Below are 16835 nucleotides of genomic sequence, written 5' to 3'. Positions count from 1 at the left end.
TCTTCACTCAAAAGCGATGACGAGTATCGGTACGGTAATCACCCGGTCAAAGAGCTGAAGCTCGTTGATGACACGCTCGGCGTTGGCGATATTGTCACCGATCAGTTTGGCAGCCTCTTTCGTCGGGAGTGCCAGTGCCGCCGCTTCTATTCGTTGACTGTGAAATAGATACTGCATTTTTAGCAGATCATAAGGCGCGCGGCTTATATTGCCGGTCTGCAATTGGAAGGCCAGATCGTCCTTCTGCGCAAAAACTTTCAGCCGGTGGCCTTGGTCTAAATCAACATCCATCCCCCAGCCTTCGTTGATGCACTCTATCTCCACGTGCTTCCGAATATCATGAGTGCAGCGGGGGGCGATTTTGATGGCTGGAGCTTCAAAGACGTCAGTAAGCCATTCTTTGAGCTCTCGTCGCTCCCACTCTGCGCCTGCACTATGGTGGTCATCGTATGTATAGGCGAGTTTCATCGGTCTATTTCGCCTCTGGATCGTAAACAGGTTTATTCATTGGTCGTGTACGGAGCGTGCCAGCCCGCAACTGATGAATGCGCTCCCACGCGATATCGATGTAATCCTTGTTGAGATCGCAGCCATAAGCATTGCGGTTGTGTTTTAGGGCAGCAATAGCGGAAGATCCTACGCCCAGATAAGGATCAAGAACGCTTTCTCCTTCATTCGTCAGCGCTAGAACCAGCCGCTCGACCAAGCCTATGGGGAATTGGCAGGGATGGTCAGTCTTCTCGACATGGTTAGATTTAACGTTTGGGATGTCCCAAACATCTGATGGGTTTTTACCTAACGGATTGCTGGACAATTCGCCCTTGTTCGGCCCCTTGAAATGCTTCTTGTTTGGATATTTCGAGGGTACACGGATGGGATCGAGATTGAAGGTATAATCATCGGATTTCGTGAGCCACAGAATGGTCTCATGCCGTCCGGAAAATCGCCTCTGGCAATGCAAACCGTGACCAAAAGTCCAAACGATCCGATTGCGAAGCTGTAGGCCGTGATTTCTGAAAAGCGGATAAAGAATAATATCTAGTGGAAAAATTTGGCCGTTATCGACATGGTTGCCGACCTGCCAACAAATCGAGCCGTTGTGTGCAAGAAGTCTGACGGCTTCGGCTATGCAAGCTGACTGATCCTCAAGATACTTATCTTGGGATGTTCGTTTTTCGTATGGCTTTCCGATATTGTAAGGTGGAGAAGTGACAATTAAGTTCATTGACTCGTCAGGTAGACGGCGCATAAACTTAAGGTTGTCTTCACAGGAAATTTCCGCGTTTGCATCCCGCTTGAGCCTTGTGATTCGATTGATATTCGAATCTGACATTATCTTAAGCTGTGATTTTGATGCGGGCATTGTAATTGTTCTCTATGTATTTCAAGCATTATTAGTATTTGTTCATAACGTACCATGAAAACATCGGAATACTCAACTATATGAGTTGCAAAGGTTGACTAATATCATTCGATTCCTGAAAATTTTGGAGGCGCAGCTGCTCGCGATTCGTTGCTGCTTCATACTATAATGTTATGTGCCCAAGTCAGCGGCAAGATGGTTCCGAAGTATAGGTGTTCGGGAGCTATAGCGTTTTCTGATTATCGGTCAAGCGGGCAACATAGGTGTTAATGATGTGGCGACAGCCTATATTTTGTGCAGGTGTATTGTTCAATTTAGCCGTAGAATAAGCGTAGTGACTGTCCCCTTCCTATTTTTCTGTTGCGTTTTTTGTGTGGATTATGTTTCGCAGTGACTGTTATCGATTTCGATAAGTTCTTTGAGGTTTTTGTTTCAATGGTTTTGAAATTTCTTCTGGATAAGCATCCGACGCCGCAATAACGATCTCATGCTTGGGATTAAACCGCCGCACGGTTTCAGCCACAGCCTTCAGGTTCTCGGTCGTTACTGTCCACACCACTGGTTTTTCGGTCAGTCGGTTAAGTTCGAGGGCGCTCACCAGATCATCAGCAATCAGGATCGGTTCTTTGGGATTTTTCGGGAGCTTGCCACCAACGACATGATGCAGCCCGTTGTCGCTGCCAGGCCCCGTGCTCATCTCGCCTGATCCATCCGCATCAACCTGATAGAGAGCAACCAGACGATTGCCGCCATCGCGCAGCGGGATCAGGACCTTGCCGTCTTTATCGACACGATACTGCGCCCACGCTTTGGCCGTGCCCAGTTCCGGTCTCGCCTTTATGGTTTGTTTGTCAGCGGGCTTGGAAGCCTGCCAAGCCTGCAAGGCGTCATCGCCCACTGTGGGGGCTAACTCTGTACGCAGGGCGGTCATGGTTGGCGTTTTGGCCGGGTCATCCTTTATCTGCGTTTTCCAGACATTGCGATGTGTTTTGATGGTTCGGGTTTGGATATGGCCGGTTTCATCGCGATATTCTTCTTCGACCTCGACTTCTTTGGTTTCAGCAACTTCTAGCGTGATCCAGTCGCCGGGTTTTGCGTCGGCCTGGTCTACACTTTGGGCAATATCAATGCCCCATAAGGTGCGCTCGATGCCGTTGGCATCCTGAAGGGTGACAAAACTGGATTCTGACTTCTCGGGATCGAACTTGTAATGTGCGGTGCCGCTGGCGATCAGGCGTGACGCCTTGTTGCCGTCGTGGGGCGCAGCATAATCTTTGAACGAAGTCGCCATCTTGGGGCGCACAATCTCCATGCCCAGCCTTGTTGCTTTTTCTGCGTCGTCAGGCTGCTCTGTCGCTCCCAGCGCCACGATGATTTCGGCGTTATTGTTTTTTTCGCACATTTGGCGGGCCAGGTCGGCCCAGTCCTCTGGTCTGGCGGGGGTCATCACTGGGCAGTTTGTTGCCCGATGCAGCGCCGCCGCGTCAGCATAATCCCGGGCAATGATCAGCGTGTCCTGATCCCCGCGTCTTTGCGGATCAATCCTGTGCGTCAGCATCTGATCGGAAGGGGTATCCTGCACCAGGCTCTGTCGGCCCTGTTTGTCGATCAGCATGACATTCTCAATCCGGCCGAAGCGGTCGCGCAGCGGTACGGCGATGTTGCCTTTGTCAGTAAGCTTGACGCCATAGCCGCGCAGGCCGGTGGCTTTGAGCCATGCTGAATTTTTGGAGTTAGCCCAGTCGGTGCAGGTATCCCAGACCATGAAGGCTTTGTCATCGGTGGTTTGAGCAAAAGCACGGCGAATGTCGGTGGCATCATCCTGATCGGGCAGCGACACAATCGGTACATTGGGTTGGCGCGGGATGGCGGGATCGGCAATGATTGCGTTGCTGTCCGGGTATCGTCGTTGATGCTCTTTCAGGACCTGTCGCATGTCATTGGGATCGGCCAGAACCATCACCGGACGACGTGTGGCATCGTGGATTTTAACGGCATCGGCATAATCGGCGGTAAAGATTACCGGACCTTTGTCGATCTGCTTTCGGGTATCAATGAGATGCACCAGCCCGCGTGCGCGTTCATTGCCAATATTGAGGCTTTTGCCTTCCGGCGAATAAAGCCGCACGGCCTGCAAATGGCCATTGCGATCCCTGAATGGTACCAGAAGGTTGCCCTCGTCATCCATGCGACAGCCGCGACCGGTCGAGCGGGTCTCTGACAGCCAGGACAGCGATTTGGCTTTGGCCCAGTGACCGGCCTCTTGCCAGGCTTTTAGTGCCGGATTGGCCAGTTTTGTCACCGGTGTGGGGTGATCCTCGCCAAAGACCAGATGCAGCATTTCCTGATGGGCGATCAGGAACACCGCAGCCAGCGGATCACGATAGGCCTCACTGACCAGAAACAGCTTCCAGTTTGACAGCGACCGGCTCACGAGACTGGAGGGCGGGGCCGGGGTCAGTTTTTGCGTGCCGAGATATTTGCGCCACAGTGGTGGCATGGCCGGATGACGCAGGATCGGGCGGCGTTTATAGCGCCGTTTGGGCCTTAATGGCTTTGCCTGTGTCGCTTTCTGTTCAGCGATAGGTGGCTTGAATTGTCCGAGTTTCTTTTCCAGGGCAGCTTTGCTCATGGAACGATCCAACGCTGATGCTTTCATGCCTTGGCCATCTGGCCCCAGCAGTACAAAACCATTGCCGCGCTTTTTAATTCTGATGTCGTATTCAGCAAGAACGTCATGCAGTTCCGGCCAGTTTTTTGCTTCTGTCGTTTGTTTCAGAATGGCATCACGATGGCCAAGCACATGGGTTTGAAAGCTCTCCTGCCAGGTCTGGGATTCATAATCTCGGGCGGAAGGGGAGAGCTTGGCACTATTGTCTTTGCGTTGTGCCATGCCGTTATCAACAAACAGGCCATATTTCTTTTCAAGCTGGCGCGAGACCCGGTCGAGGATTTTAAAATCGCGATAGGGGGTAACGAGCTGGAGGGTTTCCGGATGCACCCGGTTAAAGGCGATGTGCATATGAAAATTGTCGGTATTGATATGGGTGCCCGCAACATATTGATGGCCGCCAAAACCCAGCGCCCCGGCATAGGTTTCGGCAATGTCTTTTAAATCCTGATCGGACAGCCGGTCTTTCTCGCCTGGGCGGAACGAGACAATCATGTGATAGGACTTGTCTTTGACATCGGGTTTGAGCCGGCGCACCGCTTCAATCTCGACCAGGGCAAGATCCAGATCTTCTTTGCTTTCGCCTGCACCGCAATTGGCAATCCAGAAACGGTCGAGCTTTTCGCCGGCCTCTTTGGCCGCCGCAATATAATGGGCCAGTTCCTTGTAGTTATCGGCGATATGGGCGTTTTTGGGGATCTTCTTGGCGATCATGACGCTTTATGATGCAGGGAGCTGTCAATCTCGCGCACCAGATCCTTGAGCGCATTCTGGGTGGCGGTAATGTCACTGATCAGCTGATCAAACTTGGCCAGAAGATCGGCACTTAGCGGTTCATCAAGGGCGAGTTTAAAGAGATTGCCGAGACGGGCCTGGTCGGCATTGACCTTGAGAAGGTCAAGTATGGCCTGGGAGGCTTCAAATGTGCGCTGATCGGGCAGTTTGCTGTTCATCAGAAGACGGCGCAGCAGTTCGGAGCGGCTTAACCGGAGTTGATCGGCCAGCTGATCAAGGCGTTGGCTTTCCGCCTCAGGCAATGTCACCAACAGGCGTCGGTTATTTGTTGCCATGACTTTTCTCGTTACAAAATCCGGTAACTCTCGCTTGTCCCGGAACTGGGCAGTTTTCCACGTTGCAGCAAGAATGGTGTGGCTGGTCGTTTATAAAATCCCGCAGCGCCGATCCCATATTGTAATGAACGATTACGCTGTTCCACCAGTCTGCGCCCAGTCTCGGTATCAGGGTTTTCTGTTCAGCGACATAGAGACATTGCAGCAGCGTGGGCATATCAAGCGACAGGGTTGTTTCGCCGGATTGCAGGGCAAAAATCAGGGCCGGGCCGCAATCTTCGCAGAAAACATCCTGTGCTTCGTCAAGCCGGGCACGCGCCTGGAAAATGGCCTCGGGAGAGGGTTTCGACATCATTATGATCCTTTATTAAATGCTCGCTAAAGATGCCGGTGGCCTTTTCAAAGAGCCACCGGCAGAGGGTTAAATCGCCACTTGCTGGCGTTGCGAACGCTGTTGCTGTTTCGGCGCAGGCAGGGTTCGGGCCTTTTGCACCTTTTGCGTCAACCCCAGCTCTTTGATTTGCTGCTTGACGGTCTTGGCCAGGCTGTCGATGCCGCGTGCGACATGCAGATCGTTATAATCTGTCAGGCCCGCCTGTTTTTCCGCCGGGGAGAGGTTGGGCCTAATAACAGCCCCTTCCACCCGGGCGGCGGCCCGTTCGGCCCCCTTGATGCCGGGATTAACGCCCTGTTTGGCTTCAACCCCATGATCATCATCGGCGGCGATGATCAAAGGCCGGTCGGGGAAGGCTTTTTGCAGGGTTTCGGCGACCGGGGCGAGATTGCCACTATCCATCGCAATCGCGGTTTGATAGCCGGTTGCCATATTGAGGCTTTTGCCGGTGGCAAATCCTTCGGCAATCAGGATCGGGCCTTTCTTGCTGCCCGGGATCATGTGCATCAGCCCGGTTTTGCGGCCATCCTTGAGGAACCGTTTGCTGCCATCCGGCGTGATGACCTGGACATTCTCGATGAAGCCTTTGGCATTTGTCATCGGCATCAGCAGATTGTTGTGAATGTCTTCTTTCAGCGTTTCACCACTCACCTGCTTGCGTTGCAGATAGACGTGATCACTGCTGGCCGTATCGGCTCCCTGAACCATTGCATAGGCGCGTTTGGCCACCTGCTTGTATTGCGCCTTGAGGTTTTCTTCCATTTGCGCCTTGCGGGCAGCCGCCTCGGCCTTGCTGCGTTCAATCTCGGCGGGGTTGCGCTCGGCTGCCGAACTGACCCACTTCACAGGCTCGTTCCCGGATTTGTAATTGACGATATTGCCCGCCGGAATGCCCTCGATAAAGCCGCGATAGGAGCCACTTTTCTGACCCTTGCGGTCGCTTTCCACCGATACCCGGTGCCATTTGCCATCCATTGTCGGCAGGCCGTCAATCACCAGACCGTTTTCACGGCAGGCCAGCGCAAATTCTTCTTCCGGGCGTATGCGAGATTGCGGTTTTGCGACAGCGGGCTCGTTCCAGCGGGCAAAGGGTTTGAGATCGGCATCATCGCGCACATACCAGGATTTCGCCCGTCGGTCCCATTTGGCTCCCAGCGCCTTGGCCTCGTTCTTCTCGCTATAGGGGACATTGAGGTAATGGCGTTTGCTTGAAGCAGGCTGCTTGGTTTCTGCAACCTGGTCTGTAACCTGAACCTGTTCAGATCGGGTGATTTTGGGAGCCAGTTTGGCCGCAATGGATTTTTCAGAGGCGGTGATGATTTCCTGGGGAACTGGTCCCTGTTTTTTTGCCGCAAAATGGGCTTTATGGTGAGCTTTAAGTTCCGGCGTTATATAAGTATAGCGGTGATTTGAGCCGTCATTGTACCAGCTATTTCCGATAAGAAGACGCTGTTCCCCATTGATGGTGGTTTCAAGGGTCGAGTTTGTATCATCGTAATGTGCGGCAAATTCACGCACAGCCGCATCAAGTGTCTCAAAGCGTTTGTTTTCTTTGAACCGGCTGTCGATCAGGAAGGTTTGACGCTTTTCGGACGGGCTGATCGCAGGGGATTGTGCTGCAAGCTCTTTTGCCCGGCTTTCCTGTCGCGCCTGTTTTTGCTCGGCGATAAACCGCTCGGCTATTGTCTGTCCCGGATCAGCACCAAGGCTTTTGACCAGTTCACTGGTGCGTTGTGTTTCAGGCAAGAACCATTGCGGGCGGAGTGGTTTAAAATATTCCTGATCGTGATGGGCGTCATACATGGCCGAGAGCAATTCGGCATGTTTGGCAGACCGGCCCGCGAGGTCGGCCATCGTCGTGAAGGTTTCCCGTTCCTGGTTAAAAGACCGGTCTTTTTTGTCGGGATCATCAGAATATTGCCACCAGACATCGATGCGTTGGAAAGAGTTCTTTGCATCATTCAGGGCCCGGGCCTCGGTATCGGGCAAACCATCAAGACGGGCCGCATGCAGCATCCAGTCTTCTTTGACTTTGACCGCCGTATGTTCCACTTGCCGGTCAAAGACCTGATCCGCAACGCCCTGGGCGGGCATATCTTCCAGATCGGGCACAATCCTGTTTTTGCCGACCATATTGGAAACCTCCTGCCGTTCTTCCTGTCGCTGTTCCTGTGACAAAACCGGTTTAAGCTGTTCACGCTTGCCCGGCTCCGTCACCCAGGTGCGGATCTGTTCGGCGTCCCGGGCGGCGGTAAACAGGAAGTTGCGGTCTTCTTTAATGGCCTTCATCCAGTTGCCGACATAGGCGGCATGGCGTTCCGGGTAGTGGCCCAGCCCCAGTTCGGTGGTCAGCATGTAGCTGGCAATCTCGGCGCGCAGTTCTTCTTTGGCATAAACCTCGGAGCCAAACGGCCCGAACTCCCGGGCCATGCGGCTTTGATGGCCGGTGGCATGGCCGAGCTCGTGCAGGGCGGTTGCGTAATAGTCATATTGGCTGCGAAAGGCCCGTTTCGGCGGCAGGTGAATTTCATCCGTCATCGGGCGGTAAAAGGCGCGGTCCAACTGATCATGACGGATGGGAACCTCGCCTTGCCGCAGCAATTCTTCCGCCCGTTCGGCGGGCTCAAAGGCGGGTTTGGGCGCGATGAACGGAGCCAGGCCGTCGATCTGTTCGGCATTAAACACCACGGCATGAAAGACCTGGGGACGATCCAGGCGCACTTCCCGGGTTTTGACTTTGCCGTTATCATCAAGCACCGGTCGGCCCTCGTCATCGAGCAGGGCGCGTTTGTCGGTCCATTTCCAGTATTCAATCTTGGTGCCTTTTTCGCCCTTGCGCACCTGGGCATTGTGCTGGGTGGCCTGGCGGTATGTCATCCAGCGCGGGTCTTCATGGCCGCGCAGTTCCAGCCACAGGGCATTGATGCCGCGATAATTGGCCCCCGATACCGGATTGAACGGCCCCAGTCGTACTTTGCCCGGGTCCCAGGGTTTTTGAAAAGGGGCGGTGCCCGCTTCGATATGGGAGAGGAGTTCTTCGACCACCTGGTCGCGATAGGATTTTTTCTCGCTCATCTGCGTGTCCTTTCGGAACTGAGCCTGGTCATTTTCGGGGAAGGTTTGTTGCAAGCGCGTGCCGTTCCGAATGCCGGTGGCAACGGATTGTGCGGTTTGACGCAGTTCGGGCAGGGTGAGCGGGCTTTGGATCAGGCCCGCTTTGCGCAGGGCACGCGCAAACACCGCACGGGTTTTGTCCCACGCACGGCTGGTAAAACGGCGCTCGTCTTCGGCAACGAAGGCGAACACTTCCTCGGCTTTGAAAAGCTCGGGCTGATCGGCGTAATCGCGATCAACCCGGTCCCAGAAGGGTTTTAGCGATGGTTCCTGTCGTGTTTCGAGAACACGATGGAGCAGATCGCGTTTGTCATCCGGCGTAAACGTGTTGAGGCCGTAGTGCCCCAGGATTTCATGACGGATGACTTTTCGGGCGTGGGCGGCACTTTGCAGACGAACAGCGGCAAGGGTAAATAATCCCTGTGCTGCGTGGTATCCACCTTCGATACCGAGATCTTTTGCGGCTGGTCCATAAAGGTCCTCGGGGGTTTCTGCAATCCGAACCGATAGGGGAATATTACCATTATAGTCCCTTAAAAACCGGTTTACGATGTCTTCGGTTTCTTCAATCGACAGGCTCATGAGGCAGCATCCTCGCCGCTATCTTCATCAGCGGTCGGATCAAGCCCGTCAAAATGGCTGTCCAGCGCGTCCTGATCCGACAGGGCGGTTTCGCGAAACGCGCCCATATCGTCGGCGACATCGGGATCAACCTGGAGCGGACCCTCTTCACCGGCACGGTTCACCCCTTCGGTTGCCAGCTTGAAATAATCGCTTTCCGAAAGATGGGCGTTGGCGGTTTCAACAGGGTGGATTTTGGATTTGTCAGACATAGGGGGTCTCCTGTGAGCTGGTGGCGGTCAAAACGGTTTGTGACATTTTGGGGGGACGGACCCGGCTGCGGCTGCGCAAAACCGGATCGAGAAAATAGAGCTTCTGGCGGCCCCAGATGGGGGGGCGACCGCCGACAAAAATCAGGGTGTCGCCGGGTTTGGGTTTCTTCTTGCCGTCAGGATCGACATCGATCATGGGCAGGCGCATGATTTCATCGGCGGTCAGAAGATCGCGCGAGACTTCATGCAGGTTTTCCGATTGTGATCCCGGGGTGCCGAACTTGCCGGAGCGCGAATGCTTGCGCTGGACAATGGTCTGTTTGCCCGCGAGCTTGGACAGCAGCTCTGCGGTCGGCAGTTTGTTGGGGGTAAAGGCAATGCGGACATGGCAGTTGGCAAAGATCGATTCATCCTTGCCGTATTTTTTATAAAGCTGCTCGATATTCTGGATGATGATGTAGGCCTTGATGCCATAACCGGCCATGAAGGCCAGGGCCTCTTCAAAGACTTCGAGTTTACCCAGCGAGGGAAACTCGTCGAGCAGCAGCAACAGCCGGTGTTTATAGCCCTGCTTTTGCTCACCATCGCCAAACTCCATCTTTTCGGTCAGACGGCGTAAAAACAGGTTCATCATGATGCGGATCAGCGGGATCAGCCGGTCCTTGTCGGCGGGCGAGAACACCAGATAGAGCATGGTCGGTTTTTCGCCATTCATCATGTCATCAAGGCGGAAATCACTGACAGCGGTGTTTTCGGCAATGATGGGATCGGCATAAAGGGTGAGCTGGGTTTTGGCATTGGAATGCACGCCCGAGCGTTCCTGGGGGGCCTTGATTGCCATGCTGTTGGCGCCGCGTTTGACCTCCTTGTTCACATGGGGATGACCATGCTCATAGGCCGCCATTGTTTGCAGGATGGCGACAAAGTTGTCTTCGGCATCCATGTCATCGCCATTGCCAGAGGCACGCGGCGCTGGCGTTTCCTCGTCGCCTTCAATGGCCTCGTCGGGCGGGGCAACCGTGCTGATGCCTGAAAGGAAGATATTCACATCGTCAAAATTGGCGATGCGGCCTTCTTCCTTTTGCACCTTGTAAATGACATGGAGCAGCACGACGGAAAGCCAGCCCCAGCCTTCCTCGCGCCAGTAATTGCCGGCAATGCCCTTGCCGTCGGGATCGACCACCATATTGGCGATGTTCTGGCAATCGGCGATGTCACGCCGGGTATTGATGCGGATTTCGGCGAGCGGGTTAAAACGCACCGTTTCATCAGCATTGGGATTGCTGGGATCAAAGCGCAGGACTGTTTTGCCCTGATCGCGGTTCCAGCCAGCGGTTTTGGCGTAGTTCTCGCCTTTGATGTCGAGCACCAGCGCACTTTCCGGCCAGGAGAGCAGGGTTGGCAAAATGATGCTGACCCCTTTACCACTGCGGGTCGGGGCGAAGGCCATGACATGTTCGGGGCCGTGATGGCGCAATTCGCGCACTTTGCCAAAGGCCCGGGGAAAGCCGCCAATCACCACTCCTTTGCGGGTGAGCAGGCGGGATTTTTTAATGTCTTTCCATTTGGCCCAGCGGGCCGAGCCATGCAGTTCCCGGCCTTTGCGATTGCCTGAAACCGTATCGTTGCGTGCCCGGGCCGAGAAGATGGCCAGCACAATCAAAACCAGCATCCCGGAGCCGAGAATGATCAGGGCGGGATATTGCATGTTATCGGGCAGCCCGGCGGGGTGAATGGCAGCGGCATACAGCCATTGCCACCATTCAAGGCTGCGCGGATCAAACCCGACGGTGAAATGCCATTCCGCCACCACCCCGGCCAACATACCCAGAGTGACGAGGAACATGGCAAAATGATAAAGCCGTGCGCTCATGCCGCCCTCCCGTCTTTGAGGATGTAATGGTCATTGGCGGGCTGCCAGAGATCGGTAATGCGGCGGAACCCGTCCGGCCCGCGTTTGATTTGAACGACAAGATCAATCATTTCGGTCAGAAACTCCGGGATGCGGTCCATCTTCATGCCCGCCCAGGCAATGTTCTGATCGAACTTGCGGTGAATGGCCTGTTTGGGGCTGGTGGCATGGATGGTGAAGGTGACACCGGTGGTCCCGGCATTAAGGGTGCCAAGGGCGGCAAAGGCGTTTTTGGTGGAAATTTCGCCAAACAGCACCCGGTCGGGCGTGATGCGATTGACGTGATCAAACAGAACCCGCCAATCGACCATGCCGGTGGTGACGGAACTTTCCCGGGCGGCAAGTAACCCGTTGCCATCCCAGAAGGGATCAAGCGCCAGCTCCATTGTGTCTTCCAGGGCAATGACGCGAATGTCATCGGCCAGAGTTGAAAGCAGGAGATTGAGCAGGGTGGTTTTGCCGGTATTGGTCCCGCCCGAGATCATGATGTTTTTGGCCCCCAGCATGGCCTCGGTCAACACATCGCGGATCTCGCTTTCACAGGCGATGCGATGCAGGGGCAGGGTTTCTTCAAGCGGGGTTCCGCTATTTTGCCCGGCCGGCGGGACAATCTGGTCCCAGCCCGGGGTGAAGGGATGTTTGCAGCGAATGGCCAGGCTTAGCCCGGTGCGGACCGAGGGCCCGACCAGGCATTCAAAGCGATGGCCTTCCTCCAGCGCGGTCGAGAGAATGGGATGGGTATCGCCGTCAAAGGGCAGGCCGCGCTGGTTGCCAAGACTGCGACAGATCCGCTCGATCCGGGCCAGGCTTAGATCGGTATCGACAATACGCCTTTTGCCTTCGCCGCGCCGGTCCACAATAATCTCGCCCGGGCGGTTAAGCCGCACTTCGACGGTTTTGGGATCATCATAGTACCGGGCCAGCGGGGCCATGATGTTTTTGTAAAGCGGGTTGATGGCGTTCATTACTGCCACCCCCAGGTCACGGCACAATTGTTTTTCTCAATGGCGGTCAGCGTGGGATAGCTCCACCCGCCGTACCAGCTTATGCCACGGACAAAGTCAGGGTTATCCGGTTCGGTGCGGATGAACTGTCTGGGCGCACTGCGACAGCTATTGGTTTGAGGTTCGCCTATGGTCTGGCCATCGTCGCGGACGATGGTTTTGGTGCCGTCTGCCAGTGTCCAGGAGCAATGGTAGTAGTCTGTGGCACGAAAACTTCCGCGATTTTCTGACCAGTCCATGAAAGTATAGCCGCCGCATTTGTTGACGACTTTGTAATTCCGCGGCGAGTTCTCGAACTGATCGTGATAATCCGGTCCCCAGGTGATCTGGACTGAACAGACATCCCCGAGACTGACCGGATCGGCTTCACCGGCGACCAGACTGTATTTGGTGCCATCTGGCCGGGTATAGTTTTTGACCAGATTTTGCCCCTGGAATTTGGTGCAGTCTTCATAACTGATCTCGCTGGTCGGCGCGGTGCTTTCGCCGTCATAGGTATAGGGCGTTTGGGCCGTTCCGGGCAGCACTTCACTGGTCTTGATGTTATAGCGTCCCTGAGGCGTGCCATCGATATAGACGGTAGAGAGCGCATAGGCAAAAAGCTGGTCATCATGGGGCTGCCAGCCGGTAATCTCGATCTGATGGGTATAAACCTGATCGCTTTTCTGACAGTCGGTGATGAATTCCTGTTTGTCATCATAGAAGTAATAATACCGCTCGCTGCCATAGCTTTGGCCCGCACTCATGCTGTGCGTCCAATAGGCCGGATCCTCGCAGCCTTCGGTGGTGGCCATCACCTCCATGCTGGTGGTATCCGGCGTGCAGGCGGTGCGGAACTGTTCGAGGCCATTCACCAGGATACGCACCCGGCTTTGCAGGGTGACGGATTTGTCTTTGCTGTTGATCAGCGGCGTGCAGACATAATCGCCGCTATCGGATTTATAGATGGTTTGGTGTTTGTATTCGGTACCGCTATCGGTGCAGGCGGTGCTGTAGGAAACGCCGTTCAGTTCATAGACATATTTGTGGCGCTGATAGGAAACACCGGCGTCAAAATCATCGCGAATGTCGCAGCCTTCAGCCGTTGCCGTCATCGGGGCCGGGGCGATTTGTTCAGACGGGCTGCAATCGCGGACTTCGACCTTGCGGCCATTCTGGTTGGTGTAAACCAGCTTGGCATTGGTGATGACGTTACCGGCATCGTAATCGAGCGTGACGCGGCAGGCTTCGCTGTCTTCAACAATGTCAAAGCGGGCTTCGGGATCGGGCTGGCACGCGCCATGTTCGACGCGATTGCCCGAACCATCGGTGTAATAATAGATGAAGGAGGCTGTTGCCGTGCGAGCGTCCAGATCCTCGATGTAGGAACAGGCACTATAGCTTTTATTGATCTTGTAGCGTTCTTCACCATCAGCACAGGTGCCGTAGGAGGTCTCGCCGTCCGTTGTGGTGGCCATGCGGGTTTGCTGGATCGCCTGGAGCTGATCGAGATCGATGCGCATCTTGCAGCCCTCCGCCGTGATGCGGGTGGAGGTTTGCGGGGTATTATCCAGCTCCAGTGCGCCCGGGGTGGTGTAGGACCCGGCATCCGGGTTGCTGGCGGCATTGGAGGCAACCGCGCCGTCCGAAGCGCCGACCCCGGCTTCCTCGACTTCCTTTTTACTTGCCGTTTCATCATCTCCGGCCACAGCCAGGCGCTTAAGCGCGGCAATCAGTTCGCTCTGATCGCCTTCAATCGTGATGGGCGCTTCAGGATCAAGACGCGGATCATCTTCGAGGGCAAACTGGGCGACAAAATCATCGGAATTCAGCGCCTCGGCCCGGCCATCCTTTTCAACACCCGACAGCACAAGCTGGCCGACTTTCTGTTCTTCGACTTTCACATAGCGGGCATAGGCTTTGGCGGTGACCCCTTCGGTCAGCTTGTTATCGGCCCCGGGCACATCGACCAGACCGAGATCAAGGGCAATCGGGGTGTTTTCCGGAAGTTCGGTGGCACTTTTGCTGCGCGTGATGATTTTGACCTTTTTGACCATTGCGGCCATGTCGGGATCATCACTCGATACATCCCCGTTTGAGCCCGACGGGGTTTGCGTTACCGCAGCTCGCGCGGCCGCAAGATCTTCATCGGGGCTTTGGGCGGAAGCAGGCAGGCTGGTTGTGGCCAGCCCGGCGCAGACGAATAACAAAACAGGCAAAATGGGTTTCATGACTTACTCCGCTTTTGCAAGGGGTGAGGGACAGGCCGCCCTGTTTGACGCAATCTCCCGGGCGTGAAGGATCTGTGCTGTTGCGCACATGTCTGCCACGGCGGCAAAGCTGCCGGTTGCGGTAAGCAGGAATGCGATGCGATCCCAGGAGGGCAGCAGCACAAAGGGATCGGGATCGACCAGCGGGATTTCGGGGATTTGCCAGGCAAGGGCGACCAGCACGCAGACCATGCGAATGGTGGCGCAGATGGTAAAAAGACGGTCGGCCATTGTTTCGTAAAATGCCGCGTTGGGCTTTAGCCAGCCACATCTGAAGGCCAGATAAAGCGGAATAGCGACAATCAGCCAGTAAAAGGCAACTGTCTTGATTTCCAGCGCGAGAAGCAGATAACGTCCCGGGCTGGTAAATCCTGGCGTTGGCATGCCCAGCGTATAGAGTGTCAGCAGCAGCAGACACATCAGGGTTCCGACCCGAAACGACAGGGAGGTAAAATGGGTTCTGATAATCGGGAAGGTATTATTCCCGCCGTCCTGAACTGGATATTTAGCGCCGACCAGGATCACCTCACGGGCGCGATCGTCGTATTGATGATCCTTGCCATCTGCATCTGGATGTTTCGGCAATTCCTGTTTGCGATCATTATGGAGTCGTTTCTGATCAGGATTATTGCCGGTTTTGCCGTTTTTCTCCTGATCCTTTACCTGCTGATCAATTGATTTCATGGGGGAATTCTCCATGACCTACTCCACCTTGGCGATATACCAGTCCATCGAGGGGCGGATTTGAAACCGCGTCCCCTGGGGAATGGTGATGATGGGTTTGAGCGAGAGGGTTTCTTCGAGGATGTTGGCGGTGATCTCGCCAAACTTGTTGGACAGTTCCTCGGCGGCTTTTTCCGAGGCGGCTGTGGCGACCTGGCCGTCATTGCTTTCGGATTTGGTCGAGGCAGCGGCATAGCGCACCGCTGTCGATATGCCGGTCAGAAGGAAGGCATTGCCATAGCGTTCCATAAAGCGCCGGTCCACTTCGCCCGATGCCCCCAACTGGCCTTGCGCATTGGCAACCAGCGATTTGATATTGCGGATTTCGGCACGGTGCCCGGCAATCAGGACCCGTTCGCATTGCATGGCGAGACGTGAACTGCCCATATCCTCGGGCGGCATGTAGTTGCAGATCAGGCGCGAGCCTTTGGGCAGCAGCGCCAGACGGCTGTGATAGCCAAAAACATCGCGGGTGGTTTGAACGACGACCGTGCCGGTATCTTCACCACCCACCTGGCTGTTGATCCCGGTTTCAAGCTGGACCGGGATGTAACGGTCGGCGGTCAAAATACGCGAGTTATCGACCGGCAGGCTCGACGTGCGGCGCGGGCCTTCATAATCGCCCTCGATCTCCATCTTTTTGGCATCGAGGATATGTTCCGGGCTTGCGGCTTCATCCATTTTGGAAAGATCAGGCACGGCAAGGTTGCTGTTAGCGGTAGAGCTGTTTGCGCTGTCTGCCCCCGCAGAAACACCGTTACTGTTGGTCGCCGATGCTGGCGAGCGACCAGAACCGGCTGTCGCGGATGGGCTCGCGGTACCGGCGGTTGGTAGACCGTTGGCGGTTGGCGAATTTGTGCCGTTTACCGTTGCAGCGCCCCCATTTGCAGGGTTGGCCGGGGTCTGGCCAGCCTGCCCGGGCTGGCCGGGAATGCCGCCTGGCTGATCAGACGCATTGGGTATGTCCCCGGCCTGTACGGTCGGAGCCTGTTCTCCTGTCGTCCCCATCCCCGGCTCAAGCCGGGGCGATGCGCCTGGCGCATCCGGGGCACTTACGTTCGGTGCGCCGCGATTGCTGCCGACCGGCACCAGCCCGTCAGGGGCAACCGCCTGTCCCGGTGAGGACGGCAGGGAAGAAGGACCCGTGAGTGAGGCGTTTCCACCTGTTGTCGTGTGACCGGCGGGGGCGTGTGTGTTACCGGCACCGTTCCCGGTTTTGGACAGCTCCATGTCAGGCACAAAAACCGTCAAGGTGTCGTCTTGCTGCGGTGTAATGCCCAGTCCGGGGGTGAGTGAAACCCGCTGTGCAGGGCTGCCCGGGGCGGCCGGGGGCTGGCTGTAACCCGCGACCTGCCAGTTGGCAGGCACGGCTTGCGCCCAGGCGGCTTCAAGAGCCAGCCGGTAGGGGTCCGGTTTTGGTGGCGGAGCCGGTTGCGCGACCGGAGCTGGCGGCGGCGGCGGAGGGGGTGCTGGACGCTCGATATAGACCTTTTTTGTCACCA

At 55.6% G+C, this 16835-nt stretch carries 12 protein-coding genes; 1 reads left to right on the top strand and 11 read right to left on the bottom strand.

What is annotated here, in order from left to right; all coding sequences use genetic code 11:
* Window positions 1-3: 3 nt before the first annotated feature.
* The 4 genes from TH25_RS23240 to TH25_RS23225 all read right to left on the bottom strand — a co-directional run bounded on the left by TH25_RS23240 (window position 4) and on the right by TH25_RS23225 (window position 5104).
* The gene (locus tag TH25_RS23240) at window positions 4-468 is read right to left on the bottom strand and encodes a BglII/BstYI family type II restriction endonuclease (protein WP_114090651.1); all 465 of its coding nucleotides are present in this window, start codon (window positions 466-468) and stop codon (window positions 4-6) included.
* A 4-nt stretch (window positions 469-472) separates the two neighbouring features.
* On the bottom strand, window positions 473-1363 hold the full coding sequence (locus TH25_RS23235; protein WP_220151490.1) for a DNA-methyltransferase: 891 nt from the start codon (window positions 1361-1363) through the stop codon (window positions 473-475).
* Between the two features lie 397 nt (window positions 1364-1760).
* Window positions 1761-4748 carry a TraI/MobA(P) family conjugative relaxase gene (gene traI / locus TH25_RS23230; RefSeq protein ID WP_114090650.1) on the bottom strand — a complete coding sequence of 996 codons (2988 nt, stop codon included), beginning with the start codon at window positions 4746-4748 and terminating at the stop codon, window positions 1761-1763.
* Window positions 4745-5104 (bottom strand): plasmid mobilization protein, encoded by a 360-nt coding sequence (locus tag TH25_RS23225; protein ID WP_114090649.1) that lies wholly within the window; start codon window positions 5102-5104, stop codon window positions 4745-4747. Before TH25_RS23225 ends, traI begins: the two co-directional genes overlap by 4 nt.
* On the opposite strand from TH25_RS23225, the gene TH25_RS24815 reads away from it, so the two are divergent.
* Window positions 5103-5486, top strand: coding sequence for a hypothetical protein (locus TH25_RS24815; RefSeq protein ID WP_147253082.1), 384 nt, complete (start codon window positions 5103-5105; stop codon window positions 5484-5486). The genes TH25_RS23225 and TH25_RS24815 overlap by 2 nt on opposite strands.
* Before the next feature lie 39 nt (window positions 5487-5525).
* Here TH25_RS24815 and TH25_RS25165 read toward each other — a convergent pair whose 3' ends face one another.
* The 7 genes from TH25_RS25165 to TH25_RS23185 form a co-directional block, all read right to left on the bottom strand.
* On the bottom strand, window positions 5526-9194 hold the full coding sequence (locus tag TH25_RS25165) for a zincin-like metallopeptidase domain-containing protein (protein ID WP_181847808.1): 3669 nt from the start codon (window positions 9192-9194) through the stop codon (window positions 5526-5528).
* The gene (locus TH25_RS23210) at window positions 9191-9445 is read right to left on the bottom strand and encodes a hypothetical protein (protein ID WP_114090647.1); all 255 of its coding nucleotides are present in this window, start codon (window positions 9443-9445) and stop codon (window positions 9191-9193) included. Before TH25_RS23210 ends, TH25_RS25165 begins: the two co-directional genes overlap by 4 nt.
* The gene (locus TH25_RS23205; protein ID WP_114090646.1) at window positions 9438-11318 is read right to left on the bottom strand and encodes a type IV secretory system conjugative DNA transfer family protein; all 1881 of its coding nucleotides are present in this window, start codon (window positions 11316-11318) and stop codon (window positions 9438-9440) included. Before TH25_RS23205 ends, TH25_RS23210 begins: the two co-directional genes overlap by 8 nt.
* Window positions 11315-12322 (bottom strand): ATPase, T2SS/T4P/T4SS family, encoded by a 1008-nt coding sequence (locus tag TH25_RS23200; protein ID WP_114090645.1) that lies wholly within the window; start codon window positions 12320-12322, stop codon window positions 11315-11317. Before TH25_RS23200 ends, TH25_RS23205 begins: the two co-directional genes overlap by 4 nt.
* Window positions 12322-14571 (bottom strand): DUF2059 domain-containing protein, encoded by a 2250-nt coding sequence (locus tag TH25_RS23195; protein WP_114090644.1) that lies wholly within the window; start codon window positions 14569-14571, stop codon window positions 12322-12324. Before TH25_RS23195 ends, TH25_RS23200 begins: the two co-directional genes overlap by 1 nt.
* A gap of 3 nt (window positions 14572-14574) precedes the next feature.
* Window positions 14575-15294 (bottom strand): hypothetical protein, encoded by a 720-nt coding sequence (locus TH25_RS23190; protein WP_114090643.1) that lies wholly within the window; start codon window positions 15292-15294, stop codon window positions 14575-14577.
* 18 nt (window positions 15295-15312) lie between these two features.
* Window positions 15313-16835, bottom strand: a 1523-nt coding sequence (locus TH25_RS23185) for a TraB/TrbI/VirB10 family type IV secretion system protein (protein WP_258549287.1), incomplete at its 5' end; no start/stop codon positions are given.

It is taken from the genome of Thalassospira profundimaris (genome assembly GCF_003326755.1).
Classification (GTDB): domain Bacteria; phylum Pseudomonadota; class Alphaproteobacteria; order Rhodospirillales; family Thalassospiraceae; genus Thalassospira; species Thalassospira profundimaris_B.
Note: the sequence above shows the minus strand (reverse complement) of the source record. Positions and strands in the feature narration are given on the sequence as shown.

Coding starts and splice junctions, on each gene's coding strand:
- TH25_RS24815 (WP_147253082.1), top strand. CDS start 5,103: ATGACTTTTCTCGTTACAAAATCCGGTAACTCTCGCTTGTCCCGGAAC.
- TH25_RS25165 (WP_181847808.1), bottom strand. CDS start 9,194: ATGAGCCTGTCGATTGAAGAAACCGAAGACATCGTAAACCGGTTTTTA.
- TH25_RS23225 (WP_114090649.1), bottom strand. CDS start 5,104: ATGGCAACAAATAACCGACGCCTGTTGGTGACATTGCCTGAGGCGGAA.
- TH25_RS23205 (WP_114090646.1), bottom strand. CDS start 11,318: ATGAGCGCACGGCTTTATCATTTTGCCATGTTCCTCGTCACTCTGGGT.
- TH25_RS23235 (WP_220151490.1), bottom strand. CDS start 1,363: ATGCCCGCATCAAAATCACAGCTTAAGATAATGTCAGATTCGAATATC.
- TH25_RS23210 (WP_114090647.1), bottom strand. CDS start 9,445: ATGTCTGACAAATCCAAAATCCACCCTGTTGAAACCGCCAACGCCCAT.
- TH25_RS23200 (WP_114090645.1), bottom strand. CDS start 12,322: ATGAACGCCATCAACCCGCTTTACAAAAACATCATGGCCCCGCTGGCC.
- TH25_RS23190 (WP_114090643.1), bottom strand. CDS start 15,294: ATGAAATCAATTGATCAGCAGGTAAAGGATCAGGAGAAAAACGGCAAA.
- traI (WP_114090650.1), bottom strand. CDS start 4,748: ATGATCGCCAAGAAGATCCCCAAAAACGCCCATATCGCCGATAACTAC.
- TH25_RS23195 (WP_114090644.1), bottom strand. CDS start 14,571: ATGAAACCCATTTTGCCTGTTTTGTTATTCGTCTGCGCCGGGCTGGCC.
- TH25_RS23240 (WP_114090651.1), bottom strand. CDS start 468: ATGAAACTCGCCTATACATACGATGACCACCATAGTGCAGGCGCAGAG.